The organism is Pseudoclavibacter sp. VKM Ac-2867, from assembly GCF_015351275.1.
Taxonomy (GTDB): Bacteria; Actinomycetota; Actinomycetes; order Actinomycetales; family Microbacteriaceae; genus Pseudoclavibacter.
In genome coordinates this window covers 201,057-218,808 of sequence record NZ_JADKSL010000004.1, presented here as the reverse complement: position 1 = coordinate 218,808, position 17,752 = coordinate 201,057, and the positions used below count along the sequence as shown (strand labels likewise).

The following is a 17,752-nucleotide window of genomic DNA, read 5'->3' as shown; positions in this document are numbered from 1 at the left end:
GTCGGCACGGTGTCAGCGCCGCAGGGTGCGGCGCCGACTCGCGTTGAGCTACTTGCCGGGTGCGGACTCGCCGAGCTCCTCGAGGATCCGATTCAGGTCCGCGATGGACGCGAAATCGACGACGATCTGGCCCTTGGTGCGCCGCAGGGTGACCTTGACGCGGGTGTTGAGGCGGTCGCCGAGCTGCTCGCCGATCTCGTCGAGATACCCGGTGAGGCCGCTGCGGGGCTCCTTGTGGATGGGTGCCTGAGTGTCTGCCTTGGCGCTGCTCGACTTCGCAGCGGCAGCCTCGGCCGAGCGAACGCTCAGATCCTCGTTGACGATCTTGTCGGCAAGCTGCTGCATGGCTGCCGGTTCGCCCGCGCTGAGGATCGCACGCGCGTGACCGGCTGAGAGCACACCGGCTGCGACACGACGCTGAACCTCCAGTGGAAGGCGAAGGAGGCGCAGCGTGTTGCTGATCTGCGGGCGTGATCGACCGATTCGCTCGGCGAGCACCTCCTGCGTGATCCCGAAGTCGTTGAGCAGCTGCTGGTAAGCGGATGCCTCCTCGAGCGGGTTGAGCTGACTGCGGTGCAGGTTCTCGAGGAGCGCGTCACGCAGCATGACGTCGTCTTCGGTATTTCGGATGACTGCGGGGATGCTCGAGAGACCGGCTGCCTTCGTTGCCCGGAGGCGACGCTCACCCATGATGAGCTCGAAGTCGGCTTCGTCACGAAGCGGATGGTCGGCTGGGATCGGGCGAACGACGATCGGCTGGAGCACCCCGAACTCGCGCACGGAGATGATGAGCTCTTGGAGCGCGGCTTCGTCGAACTCGGTTCGGGGCTGGTGCGCGTTCGGAACGATCCGGCTCGGGTCCAGGGCGCGCAGGGTCGCACCAGGGATCTCGATGAGGCCGTCGCCATCGCCGCCGTTGTCGCCGTTGCTTTCGTTGCCCGGCGCAGGGGCTGGGTCGAGCGCTTCGGACGAGGACTCTGAGGCCGGAGCGGTGGTGCTCGTCAGGTCTTGGGTGTCGTCGACCATGCTGATTGAATCGATGTTCTTCGATCCAGTCGCAGGGCTCGGAGCGGCGGCGGTGCTCGGGGGTGTCTTCACAGCCGTGGCGCGGGCCTTGGTTCCGGCTGGCGCCTTCGCCGCGGGTGTCCTTGTTGCTGCCGCTTTAGCGGCCGGTGCCTTTGTTGTCGTGGTTTTCGCGCGACTTGCGCGAGTAGCGGGGGCCTTCTTCTCTGCACCCACCTCTGAAGTCCTGGCGCCGTCTTTGGCTGCCTCTTCGGTGACGGCGTCGGCGTCACGAGCGGACGTTGCCGTCTTATTTCCTGCATTGGTACGCGTCGATGCAGTCGTCGGATAGGCGGGCGTGTCACTGTCGAAGAACACGTCGGAAGGGCGAGATGCGCCTCGATCTGACGTGGGGATGAGTGCCCCGATGCCCCGACCGAGTCCGGTCCGTTTTTTTGTAGCCATGTTCTTTATGCTCCTCGCTGGGCGATTTCGACGGCCGCTTCGAGATACGCGATCGCGCCGGTCGAGGTTGGTTCGTGGGAAATGATGGTCTTGCCGAAGCTCGGGGCTTCCGAGATACGGACGGTGCGGGGAATGGCGACCTTCAGCGTCTCCTGCGGAAAGTGCTCTCGCACGTCGGCGGCGACCTCTTGCGACAGGTTGGTGCGCCCGTCGTACATCGTCAGCAGGATCGTCGTGAGTCGAAGCTGCGGGTTGAGATCCTGTGACAGGAGGTTGAGGTTCGAGATCAGCTGTCCGAGTCCCTCAAGTGCGTAGTACTCGCATTGGATGGGAATGAGCACCTCACGCGCAGCGACAAATGCGTTGATCGTCAGCAGGCCGAGCGAGGGAGGGCAGTCGATGAAGACGTAGTGGAACTCCTGCTCGGTGCCCGTGGTCTCGTCCAGGAGTCCCGCGATTGCCTGACGCAAGCGGTAGTCGCGCTTGTCGAGGTTGACGAGCTCGATTTCAGCGCCCGCCAGGTCAAGTGTTGCCGGCACGCACCAGAGGGTGTCGATATCGGGGCACTGCTGCATGAGTTCGCTCAGTGGTTCTCCATCGAGGAGTGCCTCGTAGGTTCCCGCGGTCTCACCCCGGTGTTCGATGCCGAGCGCAGTGGATGCGTTGCCCTGGGGGTCGAGGTCGATGACCAGGACCCGAGCACCGAGCGTCGCCAGGGCCGCCGCGAGGTTGACCGCCGTTGTAGTCTTCCCGACTCCACCCTTCTGGTTGGAGATCGTGAAGATGCGCGTGTGGTCGGGGAGGGGAACCTCTCTCTTGACCAGGTTCTTTCTCCGTTGGTTCAGTTCAGAGAGGGCCGTCGCGAGCGGTGAGTCGTCGAGCTGCGACGCTGGTGGCGAAGCGGCATCGCCGGCAGATGAAGCTTTCAAGAATGCTCTCCCTCAAGTAGACGTCTCAATTGTGCCCCAGATCGCACGCGAAAACGCGGTGACGCTCAGGCTTGTGGAATCAGTGCACAGTGCAGCGGCGGTAGGTTTCACGTGGAACATCGGCTTCGCATAATCAACTTCAGCTAGAAGGTTGAGGTGTCGCGCGGCACAGCAGAAGCTACTCACTCGTTCCGGCAGAGGCATCGACGGATGCAATGCAACGCACCAGGCCCGAGCCCTGCCACTCTAAGACCACGAAGACCTTTAAGAGCGAGCAAGGTCGGGCAGCGCACAGACACTCGCACCGCGCGTATGCACGCGCGGGCTCAAGGGTGGACGAATACACGAACTGTTCCACGTGAAACGCTGGTCATCGGACAGCTGCACGAAGAGACGAGGGTCCGGGAGTAGTTTCCCGTCTGTCCGAAGGAGCCCGCAGCTCGCGGAGCCGCATCTGCTTGAAATGACTGCGATGTTCAGAACCCGGCAACTGGAGTGCATCACGCTGGGTAGCTACCGCTCCGAACACGGCAGCCCCATCCCGCGTCGAGGGCACCGTCTACCGCCAACAGCAAGCACTCTGAACATCAGGACGGAGCCAGTGACAATGGTCCGTAGGACCGTCACCGCGTCCTTCTGGCGGGGCAAAACTGAAACTCTCAGATCTGGTGGCCCCGGTGCTGACCAGACCTGCGGGCTTGGATCTTGGGGATCTACGTGGCCAGCGAACACCGACGACATTCAAGAGCCCGGCTGCTTTGTTGTCATCGTGAGTGGCGGTACTGTCCCGGTTCCGCAGCCCCGGGATCAACCGGTGCAGTGAGTCGCTAGGCAGTGAGACAAGTTCCGTCTGGCTAACGGAACCGCGGACTCATGCTCTGTGGTGAGCTCAAATCAGGAGACGGGCCCGGGTAACGCGGTGGCTGACGGGCCAACGCGGCGCGCGGGGCGCGGGGCGCTACGATTTCGCTCGCACCTCACCACCTCTCGACGAATGCGTTTCACGTGGAACGTCCCGAATGACCACCCACTGCGCGCTTCTTTGCAAGGACGTCGAGCGAGCCCGGCCTCGCCCTCGACCTCGACCGCATTGAGAATGCGGCCGACTGAACACCGGAGATTGTCCTGCATACGAACTAGCTCAAGACAATGACACCGCAACCTCTGAGGTGCTTCTCCAAGCAGGGTGTGAGCACCGAGTCTTGTCTGTGCGCGACGCACAATCCCGGCTCAGCGGACCGGCCAATGGTCGTCATCGTCGCTCCACGATGCCCGACAGGGAGCATCGCTCTGTTGTCAGGCCCGGTAGGGCTGACTAAGCGGTAGGACTGACTAAGCCCGACGAGCCACCTGTTCGTCCAGCCACCGTTCCAGGGAGGCTCCCGCGTGTTCAGGACAGCCCTAGAGCGCCCGGTCCCTCTGCAGAAGTCCGACAGCGAAACAGTTCAGCGCGAGATTTCGTCTCAAGCTGCGACAAGACAGTGGAGCGTAGAAAGAAGGCCGAATCGCCTGGTCCCACACCACACAACAAGGACGCGCAACGCTGGAGCGCGGAGACGCGGTACATAATCACACCGGCCGCCTACGCACGTGACTCCTGTCCTGTGTTGCAGGTTCGCCGGCTATCGCAGCCCTTTGGCGTTGACCATAGGCGTACTCGAGATCCGAAAAGAAGGGCAGCGTCGTCTAATCGATCCGTTTCACGTGGAACACACCGAGTCGTTAGCCCGTCTTCGAGAGATGCCGTGCGTGGTCCGCGGGCGAGAAAGTCGGAAGGACGGGTAGGTATCCCGACGCATCGAACGCTAGTGCACTTCAACCGAAGCGCGGCTGCGCCCGTCGTATCCATTCTCAGCCTCGGTGTCCGCCAATATTTCGGCGTGGGCCAGGATTGCAGACCGATCTGCCCTGTTCCGTTCAAGGCCCGCGCCCTCACCTCAGTAGACGATGTCGTTCAGCCCGCGCGGGCGGGAAGCGACGAACAAGATCGCAAACCGACCAGAGAGAGAGAGAGAGAGAGAGAGCACATCCGTACGCACCTGGAGGACTAACCTAGCTACCTAGCTTCGCACCACAGCCACCCATCGCTGCGGGCCATGGAGCCGGACAGTCAAAGTCACGATGACTGCAGTGCGTAAGGATCAGACCTGTGCGGTGTGGTGTGATGCCCCTGTGAGCCACCGAGCCGCGGAGTTCGGTCGGCTAGTTCGTGGCCGGTGAGGGGCTCAGCATCACCCAGTTTGCTCCTTCACGTCGCCCCTGGCCCTGTGCTGCATGTGCGTTTTCAGGGATACCGATCCGAGGCTACTGCCTCATGTGGCTGCGTCTTTCTCAGCGAGATCTACTCGAACTTCGTTCCACGTGAAACATGAGCACAGAAGCGGGTTCTCATCAGCCCCGTTGGACGCGCAGCCTGCACCCAAGCCCTCGGGGCCCGGTTCTGCTGGCGTACAGACCTACAGACCTACAGGACTACAGGGCTACAGGGCTACAGGGCCACTAACAGCGGCACCCACCGTGGCTACTGGACAGACTGCCGACGGGACTCTCTCGTTCGATTACTCGGTGCGTCGGTACGTCCTGCTCCTACTCCCAGTGGTCACGAGGCCTCACAGCTCGTAGAGCGACCCAGCAGGCACGCGCCTTCCCTGAAGAAGGTCTCGGTCCTTGGGTCGTTGGGATCGAAAAACTGACGCCAGGTATCGGTTGTTCAATGACCCAGAAATTGGAACCCCAGAGTCCATTCCGAGGCAAAGAAGGCCAAAGATCAGACGCCAAAATGCAATGGATACCGAGCGCACCCTCACCTCTCGCTGCGTACCTCGATAACCATGGTGGGTTTGGTGAACAGATCGGATCGCATTCGCCCTCGCAACCACGGCTACGACCACTGCTGCGGCCACGAGCGACGACTGCGGCCACGAGCGACGACTGCGACCACGGGCGTCATGCGACTCGGGCCGCCGTCGCCAGCGCTTTCAACGCCTGGTTCTCTCCTGCTGAGTCCGCGTTGCGGCACAACCCTAAGTACCCCAACCCACCGGAGAACCGAGTCGAGTCCAGATGTTCTACGCCTCTAGTTCGCAGCTATCCGTGACTAGAAGCCAAGCTCCACCCCACCGGTCGAATAGAGCACTGTCGGTGATTCTCGGCCCCTGGGCCCACTCACGTACCTCCCCAGCCACCTCCTTCTAAATCGAATCCGATCGCGGAAGACCCAGGGGTGTCATGATCGAGAGGCGCAGTTGCTATTGAATGACCCGACTACCTAGGTGTCCAGCTGACTGAGCAATCGGATCACGTTTCACGTGAAACGAGGCGCATCCTTGGCGCTCAAGAGGGTTGTCCACCCTCGGTGCAGTAGTCGACGAACACCGGCCGGCCAGCCATTGGCGAGTCGAGCCAGAATGATTCAGAACGAATCTCAGCAAGCGTCAATGCTTCTTCACCCGACATCTCTAATCGGTGCCTTCCCAAGATGTTTCACGAGACGTTTCACGTGAAACGTAGCTCACTGCAAGACCGCGGTCAGGTGCGACTAGCGGCTCGAGACCTTTGCAGCTGAGCTGACTCGATCATTATCAAAAACCCGCAGGCAAGGACGCGGCCCTCTCTCTTGCGGTTCGGTACGTCAGGAAATCATGGGTCGGCGGAAATACATCCCTTCACCACTTGAGTACCAGAGGTTGAACTCGCGAAGGACACTCTCGCCAATATCGCTCGTACTGCGGCTCACGGTTGCGAAACGGACCGGCTGTGGAGTCACGCATCCGCTTTCCCGGGACCCCGGCAAGGCCCATTCTCGAGAGTCTCCGTGGTCATGAGATCCATCTGAAGGGGCTCCGAATACGTCGATGATCACCCTCAAACATGATCAGAGCTGTCAACAGCCAAGTTCTGTTTCACGTGAAACGAAACCGATATCAGCATCTCGGAGTCTGGGTTTGGGGCGAGACGTCCCTTCGACCCCACCGCCACAAGACGAGTCGCGATCCAGATCCCACTCCCGCTCCCTCATGCGTGGCAGACCGGAGTTCTCTCGACGCACTTCCGTTCTCGACCTAACTCGAGCTGCCGCAGAGAAGAGACCCCTTTCAGCTCGTCGCGAGACAAGAGTCTCGGAGGGACTACATTGCCGGTTGCGGCTGCTGCGTCGTCGCACCCAGGCCGGTGGTCCGTGGCCGGTCGACGCCTCTAGAAACTTGCGGACCTCTGCTTGAACCAGGCGAGACACTCCAATGCACAGAATCAGAGAACGCCACGCCACATCTCGAGCTTCAGCGGCGGCGGATGGCAGACTCAGTCGATCGAATTCTGCACGACACCGGCTGCTCGCGGCGGTACCGCCAGGCACCCATGATCGTCCGTTTCACGTGGAACACACCGCCCAGAGACTGTCCCGTGCTTGAGGACCGGGTCCATGACCCGCTTCGCGCCACAGTTGTAATCTGCAGTCGCTGCCCTTGTCGGACTCTGCTGCCGCGCTTCGCTCGATGACAGGCGTAATCTCGCGTACCCATCAGGCTCACGATTCGTATCGTGTAAAGCCTGACTGAGTGGAGCGAGACGGAAGGCGTGGTTCTACGGCGAGCTGACTATTCTCCTCCGGCCCCATAGACAGCTGACCAGCTCCCAGCTCCCAGCTCGCCGCTCGCCGCTCGCCGCTAATGAGAGCTTCGACCAGATCTGCTGCGCCTCGTTTCCAGCGCACGACAGAAATCGAAATTTGCAATGGGCAATGATCTGAGCTCCTCCCTGCTGAGGTGTAAAGGCACAGAGCCGCAGAAACACAGAGGCACAGAGGCACAGAGGCGCACCCCATCTTGGCACCGTCAGCGCTACGGCTCCGGCTCCATACGACTCGGACAATCGATCGCAGTTCGCATACTTTCAAGATGCTCCAGCCGCCTCACTCACCCTCTCCCAGCCCATGGTGTGACTGTGGCCTGCGGGACTGCAGAGGCCACTAGGTGCAGCGCGACTCCACCCGACAAGGACGTATGCAATCGGCATGAGTGTCAGTCCTTGCTCAGCCCGAGAATCCATTCCAACGGGCCGCGTACAAAGCACCCCTCTCGTACTTGCCTCCTACCCACTGCCTTCCTTACTTCAGCGCGCGAGCTGATGCCCCCGATCGGGAGACCTTGGGGTGCGAGTCTTGGCTCGGGGCATGATGGTCGGACCGCCGCCGTTTCATGTGAAACCAACACAGTGGGCCTTGAGGTGAACATGATTGTCGACGAAGGGGTGAACGTCTGATCAGGGAAGCTAGAAGCTGTGCGTTGAGCGTAGCTAAGAGGATCCTGCGACTTGCAAGCTCGGGTCTTGACTCTCAAGCATGTTCCACGTGGAACAACCCGGAAGCAAGACCTGGAGACTGGTTGAGTGATGAGGCGAACACCTGAACACAGTGAGGTCAGGCCCTGGACTGGACTCGACGGAAACGAGAATTGAGCAGCCTATGTGAGCTCAAGATCAGTCCAATCGAGCAAGTTGGCTGCCCTGGGCGAGTACGATCCCTCAAGCCCGAGTCTGGGCCCCTACGAAGGCAGCCAGAGGATTGAGGGCGGCTGCGTCCGCACCCGGCAGCTAGCCCCGCTCACGAACTCGAGGAGCCATGACAGTGGCCGGGACAGCATCAAGCTACTTCCACACCAGATCAGCATCCAGCGCCCAATGCGCGTTCCACCTGACTTGTGGACGGACGATGACAATGACGCTTGCCCCCGCACCATGTCTCATTCGTTGACGCTCCCTCGGACTTCGACTCTCTAAGCGTCTCTCTATCCCTAGCGAAGCTCCCAGGTCCGTTCCCGTGCTTCTGCCTGCCTGCCCTGGCCTGCTGAACCCGCAACCCCAACCGCCAGTGCGTTGCCCACCGTCAACAGTCAGTCGCCAGCAGACGGCCGCAGCCGGCCGCAAGCTTTTCACTCAGCCCTCCACGTACGAGCACGGCGACGGCCGTGCGAGCTTCGCGACGTCGGTGAACCGCGTCAGGGCGGTCACGGTGTCCTCAGACTTCCTCCACTCGCACAGGACTGTCTCGGAGTGGGCCAGGGAAGCCACAAATACTCACCCGCCCACCCATCTACCCAAAGGGCAACCCGGCACAGCGACAGGCACGACACGAAACCAGGACACGACGGTCGGCACTGCTGCCAGTCGAATCTCCGGGCTTGTCGGTGTCTCCAAGGCACTCGTGGCAAGCACTTGTGCAACGCGCCGACACCACCCGTCTCGATGCCCGTGTCACGCCGGCCGACACAGTGCTCAAGTCAGGCACGGCGCCTGGACACGCAACGAATGACAGTTTCGCGGAGCAGCGCCCTAGAGGACAACCGGGTACGAGCACTCCCCAGCGTTTCACGTGAAACTCTCGCTATCGAAGAGCCGTGTGTAAGCGGGTCGCAGACCACATAGATAGGTGGGTGACAGCCACGGGGCCCGAAGACCTACACTCAGTGCGGGGAACGCCGAAAACTCCTCGAATTGATCGTGGCTGCAGTCATGTGATCCGCAACCAAAACTCGGGTCACACGGGAGTAAGAAACCATGCCGATCTTGCCAGCTAGAAGCCAGATCCAGATGTCAGGAGCGCTGATCCTCGCATAGTCGACTGCAAGTGACCCAAGAGAGCAAATTCGTGCGCCGGATTGTCAATCAGGAGGGGTTTCACGTGAAACTTCTTCAGTGCCCGCCCTCATTCGTCCTACGAGCAGCTGGAATTCTTGCATCTACTTAGATTGATGCAAGAAAGTTTGTAGTCGAGATCACCCTGGGTGGCAATCCCAAGCTGTCAGTCGACGGTCGCGCGAATGACTCGCGTCGTCTCGGTCTCCAGCTCGTCCCCGAGCTCCTCGACACGAACGTCAGTGAGACCGAACTTGCGGATCACCTTGCTGGCCTTTTCGATCTCCGCCTCTGCGGAGCGTCCTTTGAGGAAGACCAGCTCCCCGCCTGAGCGGACAAGTGGAACGGTAATCGGAATGAGCTTGCTCAATGCCGAAACGGCGCGGGCTGTCAGCTGGTCGAACGTGAACTCGTCATGAACCTCCTCGGCACGAGCACGACGAACCTGCACGTTTTCGAGGGCAAGCCCGTCCACCTCGCGTTGCAGCCAATCGGTGCGACGCTCCATGGGCTCGATCAGTACGAAGTTGACATCAGGGCGTGCGATGGCGAGCACGATTCCCGGCAAGCCTGCACCAGAGCCAATATCCCCGACAAGTCCCGGACGGAGCAGCGGCGACATGAGCACGGAGTTCACGATATGGCGCGTCCATAGTCGCGGGTACTCGAGGGGCCCCACCAGACCGAGCTGTTCCCCGTACTGAGCGAGGTCGGCCGTGAATGCCCGCGCGAGGTCGATACGATCAGCAAAGAGCTCCGCGGCGATCGCCGGCTCGACCTCGACTTCGGTTGGCTGCTGAGTCATGCAGGAGTTCCCTCTCGAACGTGAATGTCGGCACCAGACTGCGAGAGCCTCCCGCAATCAGCTCGCACCAGTCTGACATGCATGACGGAGACCACACTCGCGAGAGAGTCGTTCGTGCGCAACAAAGCTGTGGATAACTTTGTGGAAAACCCTTGGCTGGCGTCACCTGACAGCCAAATCGTCAGGAATAGGCTTCTGACCAGGCATTTAGTGGTTCTAGACCTGAAAGACGCCGCGAACCAGGATTTCGCCTGTGGAAACTCCTGTGGATAACTCTTCGGTCAGGCAGATGCGACTGGGCGAATGACGGTGTGACGTTCGCGCGCTTCGCCCTCCGACTCGGACACGTAGCCACGCTCCGAGACGATGTCGTGCACGATCTTGCGCTCGTAGGACGACATAGGGGGAAGGGCCGCGGAGGAGGCACCTTCCTCGATGCGGGTCACGGCGCGGTCGACCAGGCCGACGAGCTCGATGCGGCGTGCATCCCGCGAGCCTCCGATGTCCAGAATGAGTCTTGAGAACTCGCCGGTCTCAGCCTGGACAGCCAGACGGGTCAAGTGCTGGAGGGCGTCAACCGTCTCGCCGTCTGCAAGCTTCGAGAGGTTCGATTCGCCGTCTGAGTTCACCGAGATATACGTGCGAGACTCGCGAACCTCGATATCGAGGTCACCGTCGACGTCACTGATGTCGAGCAGCTCCTCGAGGTAGTCCGCCGCGATGTCACCGTCGTCACGAGTGTCCGGTGTGCTGACCTCTGCGGGGATGGTCTCAGGAGTTGCTTCAGTCATGCGGATTCCTTAAAACAGTGTGGCAACGAGAGTTGGGGAGCTATTTCTTGGCAGGTGGGCTGCTCTTGCCCGAAGAGGTGCCACCGCTTGGCTTGCCTCCAGAGGCCTTCTTCTTGGCCCTGTTCTTCGACACAGGCTGCGATCGCTGCACCGGCTGCTGCACGGGTGCCTCGATGATGACGTTGCCCTTGGAGTCCTTGCGCTCAGGCTCGACCCACTTGCCTCGAGCCTTGAGTCGGTCCTCGCGAGCCTTCGCGGCTTCAGAGCCGGGCGTCGGCATGTTGCGGATGATGATGTACTGCTGCCCCATCGTCCAGAAGTTCGAGATGAGCCAGTACGTCATGACACCGAGCGGGAACATGACACCGGATACGAGGAACGTGAGCGGCAGGATGTACAGCAGCATCTGCTGCTGGCGGTACATCGGCGACTCCTTGGTCGCCTGCGACACGTTCTTCGAGGTGATCTGCTTCTGGGTGATGAACTGCGAGACCGTCATCACGACGACCATGACGCCGGCGAGGATCTGCACCCCGACGTTGCCGTCGTTGTTGAGGAACGTCGCGCTCAGCGGCGCGCCCCAGATATCTGCCTGCGAGAAGGATGTGGCGAGCTCCTGGTTGAGGAGGCCCACTCCCACCGTGTTGTGCTGTGCGCCGTTGAGCACAGAGAAGAGACCGAAGAAGATCGGCATCTGCACGAGGAGCGGCCAGCACCCTGCCATGGGGTTCGAGCCGGTGCGCTGGTAGACCGCCATGGTCTCGCGGCGCATCGCCTCCATCGAGAACTGGTCGCGCTTGCCCTTGTACTTGTCCTGGATCTTCTTGATCTCAGGAGCGACATCCATCATGGCTCGCTGCGACTTCACCTGCTTCACCATGAGGGGAATCATGGCGGAGCGGACGACGAGCACCAGGCCGAGGATCGCGAGGATCCAGGTCCAGCCATCTGTGCCATCGAGACCGAGCGTCGTCCACAGCGAGTGGAATCCGACCAGGATGAGCTCGATGACCCATTTGATCGGCCACAGGATGGTTCCGAGGATATCCATGAGTGTGGTGACGTCTTTCTCTTAGATGCCGCTAGCTGCCCTGGACTACGAATCCGTGGGCAGTAGTGGTGGTGGTTCTGTGTTCAGGCTCTGGCACATCGTCAATGCCTCCGGCAGCCCAGGGGTGGCAACGAACGAGTCGTCGCCCGGTGAGGAAGCCGCCCCGGAGGACGCCATGAACCTGCACGGCTCTTAAAGAGTACGCGGAGCAGCTGGGGTGATACCGGCAGACATCTCCGTAGAGCGGAGAGATCAGCAGCCGGTAGCCGTTGAGCACGGCGATGACGACGTTTCGAGGAAACAGCGCGATCGCGCGGAGTGAGCCGCCCATCAGGTGCTCGAGCTCACGGTTCTCGGTGCATTCGCTTCGCCATTGGCGGCGATACGACGCACCCCTCGCAAGGATCCGAACCTGGCACGCTCCCGCAGCTCCTCGAATCCGAGCGCAGCCGCTTCGGGATGCACGCGGTAGACGATGTCGAAGCCCAGACCCACTTCAGGAAGAAGCTCCCTGGAGACGGCCTTGAGGCGACGACGAATGCGATTGCGCACAACGGCCACACCTACCCGCTTCGAGACAATGAAGCCGAAGCGAGTAGGTGTGTCGTTGGTGTCGCGCTCGCGCACGCTGACCGTGATTCCCCGAGCACCCACGCGAACGCCGCGTCGAACGATGGCTTGGTAGTCATCGCCCTTCGTGACGCGGTTCGCGTAGGGAAGCAAGAAGCTACGCGGAAAGCTCGGTGCGTCCCTTGCGGCGACGAGCCGAGAGGATGGCGCGACCCGCACGGGTGCGCATACGCAGGCGGAAGCCGTGGGTCTTCGCGCGACGGCGGTTGTTTGGCTGGAAAGTACGCTTCGACATGAGAACTCCGGAAGATACGACCCGATCGGCGGACGCCGTACGGATTTTCACAAGTGCCCTACCGAAGGGCACAACTGCCTTAACCTACGTGACCTGCGCCTGGCAGTCAACTGCCGCCAGAAGCCCAGCATTATGCTCACGAGCTCGTGCCGCGCGGCTCCGACATGCCGGATCCAGCGAAAGCGATTGGCGCACGTCCTGATCCAGCGTAGGCTGGACCCCTACCTCTGCGAGTTATGCACAGGCAGACGCCCGTTTGTCCACAGAAGTTGTGGATATCTCACCGGGTAGATCACAATGACTTGCGCACCAGTGCCACACGGCCGGTGCGTTGACCATGCTGCGAGTCCGCAGCCAAGAAGTAACGCCGGCCCACAGAGATGCGGAGCTGGGAAGTACAGAGGGATGGGGGGAGTGCTTCGGTGACCGACCCCGTTTCGGAGACGTGGCAGACGCTGCTCTCCACACTGCGTGAAGATGACCGCGTCCCCGCTTCCCTCCTGGGGTTCCTCGGCCTTGTGGAGGCGAAGGGCGTCATGAGCGGCGCCCTGCTCCTCGAGGTCCCGAACGACATGACTCGCACGATGATCGAGACGCGCGCGCGGGTGCCGATGCTCGCAGCGATCGCAGAGCTCGACGAGTCCGAGATCAAGACCTTCGCGGTGCTCGTCAACCCGGATGCTGCGCCCCGGGCATCGGCGAGCGAGCCCCTTGACTCGCACGACTACATCGAGGTGGCACCGCCACGCTCCGCTCCCGCGCCGACGAGCTCCGTCACCGTGGTCGAGTCGGAGGCGATCGGCGCCCACTCCTCGTCGGATCAGGGAGCGCGCACGCAGCCCGACCCGGAGTCCCGCCTCAACCCTCGCTACACCTTCGACAACTACATCATCGGAGGGTCGAACCGATTCGCGCATGCCGCCGCGGTCGCAGTGGCGGAAGCACCGGCTCGCTCGTACAACCCCCTGTTCGTCTACGGCGGCTCCGGGCTCGGCAAGACCCACATGCTCCACGCCATCGGCAACTATGCCGAGTCGATCTACCCTGGCATCCAGGTCAGGTACGTCTCGAGCGAAGAGTTCACGAACGACTTCATCAACTCGATCGCCAACAACAGGACCCAGTCGTTCCAGGCGCGCTACCGCGACAACGACATCCTCCTGATCGACGACATCCAGTTCCTGCAGGGCAAGGACTCGACGCAGGAAGCCTTCTTCCACACGTTCAACACCCTGCACGAGCACAACAAGCAGGTCGTGATCACCAGCGACCTCCCACCGAAGCAGCTGACGGGCTTCGAGGACCGGATGCGGTCGCGCTTCGAGTGGGGCCTCATCACCGACGTGCAGTCGCCTGACCTCGAGACGCGTATCGCCATCCTGAGGAAGAAGTCGCAGGTCGACAACCTCCTGATTCCCGACGATGCGCTCGAGTTCATCGCTGCACGGGTGTCTTCGAGTATCCGTGAGCTCGAGGGCACCCTCATCCGGGTCACCGCGTACGCGAATCTCAACGGTGAGAAGGTCGATCTGGCGCTCGTCTCGACCGTTCTGAAGGATCTGGTCTCCGACCAGGACACGGGCATCGTGTCCCCGGTCGACATCATCAACCGCACTGCAGCGTACTTCCAGCTGACGGTCGATGACCTTTATGGCTCGTCCCGCTCTCAGGCGATCGCGACGAGCAGGCAGATCGCCATGTACATCTGCAGGGAGATGACGAACCTCTCGCTCCCGAAGATCGGGCAGCTGTTCGGCGGACGGGACCACACGACGGTCATGTACGCGCACCGCAAGATCACGAAGCTCATGACCGAGCGACGAGATGTCTACAACCAGGTCACCGAGCTCACCGCGCGCATCCGCCAGAACGGCAACGGCCGCTCCTGAGTGCTCCATCTGCTCCACATCACGACGCCCTGTGCTCGGATGTGGAGTTTTTCTTGTCGTTTTCGCCTGTGGATAACTTGTGGACTGTGGAATCGACACGCGAGCACGGACTGTGGAAAACGCCCTCGACGCTGTGGAGTCCGCGAAGTTGTGCACCCCGGTGCTCGTCAGCGTGCACAGGGCGTCCACCGCTCCACCACAACTTACATTCCTGTAGTTCCCGTGGGGCTGCTGGCGAGTTCGGAGTTATCCACAGTGTGCACAGCTGTTAATACGATGATGACAAGAAATCTATAGATATTGGGAGAGTCGATGACATCGATGGACGGTGGTCGGCTGAACCTCGTCTAGCTGGTATTTTCGCGTGCGCGACGCCTCGAGCGTGCTGCTGCGTGCATCACAGGATGCACGTGCGATCGGTCACAACACACCGAATCGAGGCGGCTACCATTGGGGCATTCCAACGAGAGGAACGCCTAGTGAAGTTTGTGGTCAACCGTGACGTCTTCAGCGATGCGGTGTCGTTTGTCGTCAAGCTTCTGCCTCAGCGCCCGACCCTCCCCATCCTCAGCGGTGTTGTCGTCGAGGTCGGCGAGGCAGGCGTCACGCTCTCATCGTTCGACTACGAGGTCTCGAGCCGCACGAGCATCGACGCTGATGTGCAGGAACCCGGTGCGGTTCTCGTGCAGGGTCGCCTCCTCGCAGACATCGCGAACAGGCTCCCGCAGGCCCCCGTCGAGCTCAGCCGTGACGACTCCGGTGTCGTCATCCGCTGTGGAAGCGCTTCGTTCCACCTCCCGACGATGCCGATCGAGGAGTTCCCGAGCCTTCCCGTCGTCGAGGGAGCCAGCGGCTCCATCGCCGGCGACGTCTTCTCGGAGGCCATCTCGCAGGTCGCCGTCGCCGCTTCCCGTGAAGATGTCGCCCCCGTCATCACCGGCGTCAACCTCTCCCTGCAGGCAGACTCCATGAGCCTCGTTGCAACCGACCGCTACCGGGTCGCGGTTCGCACGATCGAATGGCAGAGCTCGCTCACGGAGACCGAGACGGCGCTGGTGCCGGCGAAGACACTCGCAGAGGTCGGCAAGTCGCTCGGGAGCTCCGGTGAGATCACCATCACCCTCGTCAAGGACGACATCCGCGAGCTGATCGCCTTCTCGGCCGGCAACAAGACCGTCACCTCGCTGCTCATCAAGGGCAACTTCCCCGCCGTCGAGCGTCTGTTCCCCGCCGAGACGCCGCACTACGCGGTGCTCACGGTGAGCGACATCGTCGACGCGGTCCGTCGAGTGCAGCTCGTCCTCGAGCGCGAGGCGGCTCTGCGTTTCACCTTCACGACCGAGGGACTCCACTTGGAAGCGCTCGGCAGCGAGCAGGCGCAGGCGAGCGAGAACCTCGACGCGGTGCTCCAGGGCAACGACATGGTCGTCTCGCTCAAGCCGCAGTTCCTGCTCGACGGCGTCGGGGCCATCCACTCGCCGTTCGTGCGCATCGCGTTCACGAACTCCGAGAACCCGAACAAGCCCGGACCGGTGCTGCTGACGAGCCAGACCTCGCGCGATGAAGGCGAGTCGACGAACTACCGCTACCTGCTGCAGCCGAATCTGCTCATGCGGTAACCGGTGCACGTCACCCGTCTGCAGCTGCACGACTTCAGGAACTACGAGTCCGCCGACCTCTCGCTTGGACCCGGCGCTCACCTGTTCGTCGGCTCCAACGGCCAGGGCAAGACCAACCTCGTCGAGGCGATCGGGTACCTGGCCACGCTCGGTTCGCACCGAGTCTCGAGCGACCAGGCGCTGGTGCGCTTCGGCCAGGAGTTTGCCGTCGTCAAGATGGAGCTGGCCCACGAGACGCGGTCGCTGCACCTCGACGTGCAGATCGCGAGCTCGGGTGCGAACAAGGCGCGGGTCGGCGGACAGAACGTCCGCTCTCGCGACTTGGCCAGGTACTTCGCGAGTGTGCTGTTCGCACCGGAGGATCTGACGCTCGTTCGCGGCGAACCCGGGGCACGGCGGCGGTTCCTCGATTCCCTGCTCGTGACCCATTCGCCCAGACTGGGCGGTGTCATCGCCGACTACGAGCGTGTGCTTCGGCAGCGGAACTCCCTGCTCCGATCCATGCGAGGGCCACGATCGTCTGACGCGATGATCGCGACTCTTGATGTCTGGGATGAGCGCATGCTCGAGCTGGGCTCGCAGATCATCGCGGAACGGCTCCTGCTCTGCGACCGGCTCCTTCCTCACCTCGCCGGCTCGTATCAGCGTTTGGTCGGCGCCGACCACCGTCCGACGCTCTCGATGCGGGTGTCGGCCTTCGGGCACGCAGCTTCCGTGATGGGCGACGCGGATGGCGAAGGTGCCGAGGTCGAGGGTGGCGAGGTCACGACGTCTGAGATCCGCGAGCGGTTCGCGGCGCAGCTGGCTGCCATGCGTCCGCGGGAGCTCGAACGCGGTGTGAGCCTCGTGGGTCCGCACCGCGACGACGCCGTCTTCTGGTTGAACGGCCTGCCGGCCCGCGTCACGGCGAGCCACGGGGAGTCCTGGTCGTTTGCGCTTGCGCTCAAGCTCGCTGCTGCCGAGCTGGTGCGGAGTGAGTCGCGCGCCGGGGATCCCGTCCTGATCCTCGACGACGTCTTCGCCGAGCTCGATGCTTCGCGCCGATCACGTCTGGCAGAGGCGATCGGCGATTTCGAGCAGGTCCTGATCACTGCGGCGGTCCTCGAAGACGTGCCTGTGGGGCTGCGGTCGCAGGTCATCCGCATCAGCGCCGGGACGATACAGATAGGCCAAGCCGATGAGTGAGGGTGCGGAAGTCTACGCGCGCTTCAAGGAGGTCTTCGGCGGGAAGACGACCTCGCTGCGCAGGCGGCTGGCCGCCAAGGCGAAGGATGAGCAGGGCACCGATCTGTCCGAGCCCTTCGGCTTCGGCCGCGATCCGGTGGCTGCTGGTTCCGCTCTTGCGGCCCTCACCAGGCAGTTCGGCTGGAACGGCCCCATCAAACAGGCGGAGCTGATGGATGCGTGGCCCGAGATCGTCGGCAAGGAGACGGCTGCGCACTCGACTCCCCTGCACATCGAGGACGGGGTGCTGCTTGTGCAGTGCGACTCGACAGCCTGGGCGACGCAGCTCCGCGGCATGCAGACGCTGCTGCTCACGAACCTCATCGAGAGGTACGCCGAGGCCAAGGTCGAGCGCATCCGCTTTCTGAACCCGGGTGCCCCCTCGTGGAAACGCGGTCCCAGATCGGTTCCAGGGCGTGGCCCACGCGATACCTACGGCTGACGAGGCATTTACGGTCCTCGCCATTGTTTTCGTCGCTTGA

General features: G+C 62.1%; 12 protein-coding genes. 4 read left to right on the top strand and 8 right to left on the bottom strand.

Annotation, left to right across the window (positions count from 1 at the left end):
* Nucleotides 1–48: 48 nt before the first annotated feature.
* The 8 genes from ITJ67_RS06475 to rpmH all read right to left on the bottom strand — a co-directional run bounded on the left by ITJ67_RS06475 (nt 49) and on the right by rpmH (nt 12,538).
* Nucleotides 49–1,026, bottom strand: coding sequence for a ParB/RepB/Spo0J family partition protein (locus ITJ67_RS06475; RefSeq protein ID WP_160071579.1), 978 nt, complete (start codon nt 1,024–1,026; stop codon nt 49–51).
* Nucleotides 1,027–1,472: 446 nt separating this feature from the next.
* A complete protein-coding gene (locus tag ITJ67_RS06470) occupies nt 1,473–2,396 on the bottom strand; it encodes a ParA family protein (RefSeq protein WP_194677096.1) in 924 nt (307 codons plus the stop codon).
* A gap of 6,796 nt (nt 2,397–9,192) precedes the next feature.
* The gene (gene rsmG, locus ITJ67_RS06465; protein WP_194677095.1) at nt 9,193–9,831 is read right to left on the bottom strand and encodes a 16S rRNA (guanine(527)-N(7))-methyltransferase RsmG; all 639 of its coding nucleotides are present in this window, start codon (nt 9,829–9,831) and stop codon (nt 9,193–9,195) included.
* Between the two features lie 281 nt (nt 9,832–10,112).
* Nucleotides 10,113–10,622 (bottom strand): protein jag, encoded by a 510-nt coding sequence (locus tag ITJ67_RS06460; protein WP_160071196.1) that lies wholly within the window; start codon nt 10,620–10,622, stop codon nt 10,113–10,115.
* 40 nt (nt 10,623–10,662) lie between these two features.
* A complete protein-coding gene (gene yidC, locus ITJ67_RS06455) occupies nt 10,663–11,673 on the bottom strand; it encodes a membrane protein insertase YidC (protein ID WP_160071195.1) in 1,011 nt (336 codons plus the stop codon).
* Nucleotides 11,674–11,704: 31 nt separating this feature from the next.
* A complete protein-coding gene (gene yidD, locus ITJ67_RS06450) occupies nt 11,705–12,004 on the bottom strand; it encodes a membrane protein insertion efficiency factor YidD (protein ID WP_160071194.1) in 300 nt (99 codons plus the stop codon).
* Entirely contained in the window at nt 12,004–12,396 is a 393-nt protein-coding gene (gene rnpA, locus ITJ67_RS06445) for a ribonuclease P protein component (protein ID WP_194677094.1), read from the bottom strand. The genes yidD and rnpA overlap by 1 nt, the downstream gene beginning before the upstream one ends.
* 4 nt (nt 12,397–12,400) lie before the next feature.
* Complete coding sequence (gene rpmH, locus ITJ67_RS06440; protein WP_068484134.1) at nt 12,401–12,538, bottom strand: 50S ribosomal protein L34; 138 nt, start codon at nt 12,536–12,538, stop codon at nt 12,401–12,403.
* Between the two features lie 422 nt (nt 12,539–12,960).
* Between rpmH and dnaA the strand changes: the two genes are divergently transcribed.
* The 4 genes from dnaA (at nt 12,961) to ITJ67_RS06420 (ending at nt 17,712) form a co-directional block, all read left to right on the top strand.
* Nucleotides 12,961–14,427 (top strand): chromosomal replication initiator protein DnaA, encoded by a 1,467-nt coding sequence (gene dnaA, locus ITJ67_RS06435; protein WP_236558332.1) that lies wholly within the window; start codon nt 12,961–12,963, stop codon nt 14,425–14,427.
* 479 nt (nt 14,428–14,906) lie between these two features.
* Nucleotides 14,907–16,046 (top strand): DNA polymerase III subunit beta, encoded by a 1,140-nt coding sequence (dnaN, locus tag ITJ67_RS06430; RefSeq protein ID WP_104244032.1) that lies wholly within the window; start codon nt 14,907–14,909, stop codon nt 16,044–16,046.
* A gap of 3 nt (nt 16,047–16,049) precedes the next feature.
* Nucleotides 16,050–17,231 carry a DNA replication/repair protein RecF gene (gene recF / locus ITJ67_RS06425; protein ID WP_160071190.1) on the top strand — a complete coding sequence of 394 codons (1,182 nt, stop codon included), beginning with the start codon at nt 16,050–16,052 and terminating at the stop codon, nt 17,229–17,231.
* Entirely contained in the window at nt 17,224–17,712 is a 489-nt protein-coding gene (locus ITJ67_RS06420; RefSeq protein WP_104244036.1) for a DUF721 domain-containing protein, read from the top strand. The genes recF and ITJ67_RS06420 overlap by 8 nt, the downstream gene beginning before the upstream one ends.
* The last annotated feature ends 40 nt before the right edge of the window (nt 17,713–17,752 follow it).

Bases quoted from the DNA above. Each gene is read 5' to 3' on its own strand.
- ITJ67_RS06475 (WP_160071579.1), bottom strand. From the start codon at position 1,026: ATGGTCGACGACACCCAAGACCTGACGAGCACCACCGCTCCGGCCTCA.
- rsmG (WP_194677095.1), bottom strand. From the start codon at position 9,831: ATGACTCAGCAGCCAACCGAAGTCGAGGTCGAGCCGGCGATCGCCGCG.
- ITJ67_RS06460 (WP_160071196.1), bottom strand. From the start codon at position 10,622: ATGACTGAAGCAACTCCTGAGACCATCCCCGCAGAGGTCAGCACACCG.
- yidC (WP_160071195.1), bottom strand. From the start codon at position 11,673: ATGGATATCCTCGGAACCATCCTGTGGCCGATCAAATGGGTCATCGAG.
- yidD (WP_160071194.1), bottom strand. From the start codon at position 12,004: ATGGGCGGCTCACTCCGCGCGATCGCGCTGTTTCCTCGAAACGTCGTC.
- rpmH (WP_068484134.1), bottom strand. From the start codon at position 12,538: ATGTCGAAGCGTACTTTCCAGCCAAACAACCGCCGTCGCGCGAAGACC.
- ITJ67_RS06420 (WP_104244036.1), top strand. From the start codon at position 17,224: ATGAGTGAGGGTGCGGAAGTCTACGCGCGCTTCAAGGAGGTCTTCGGC.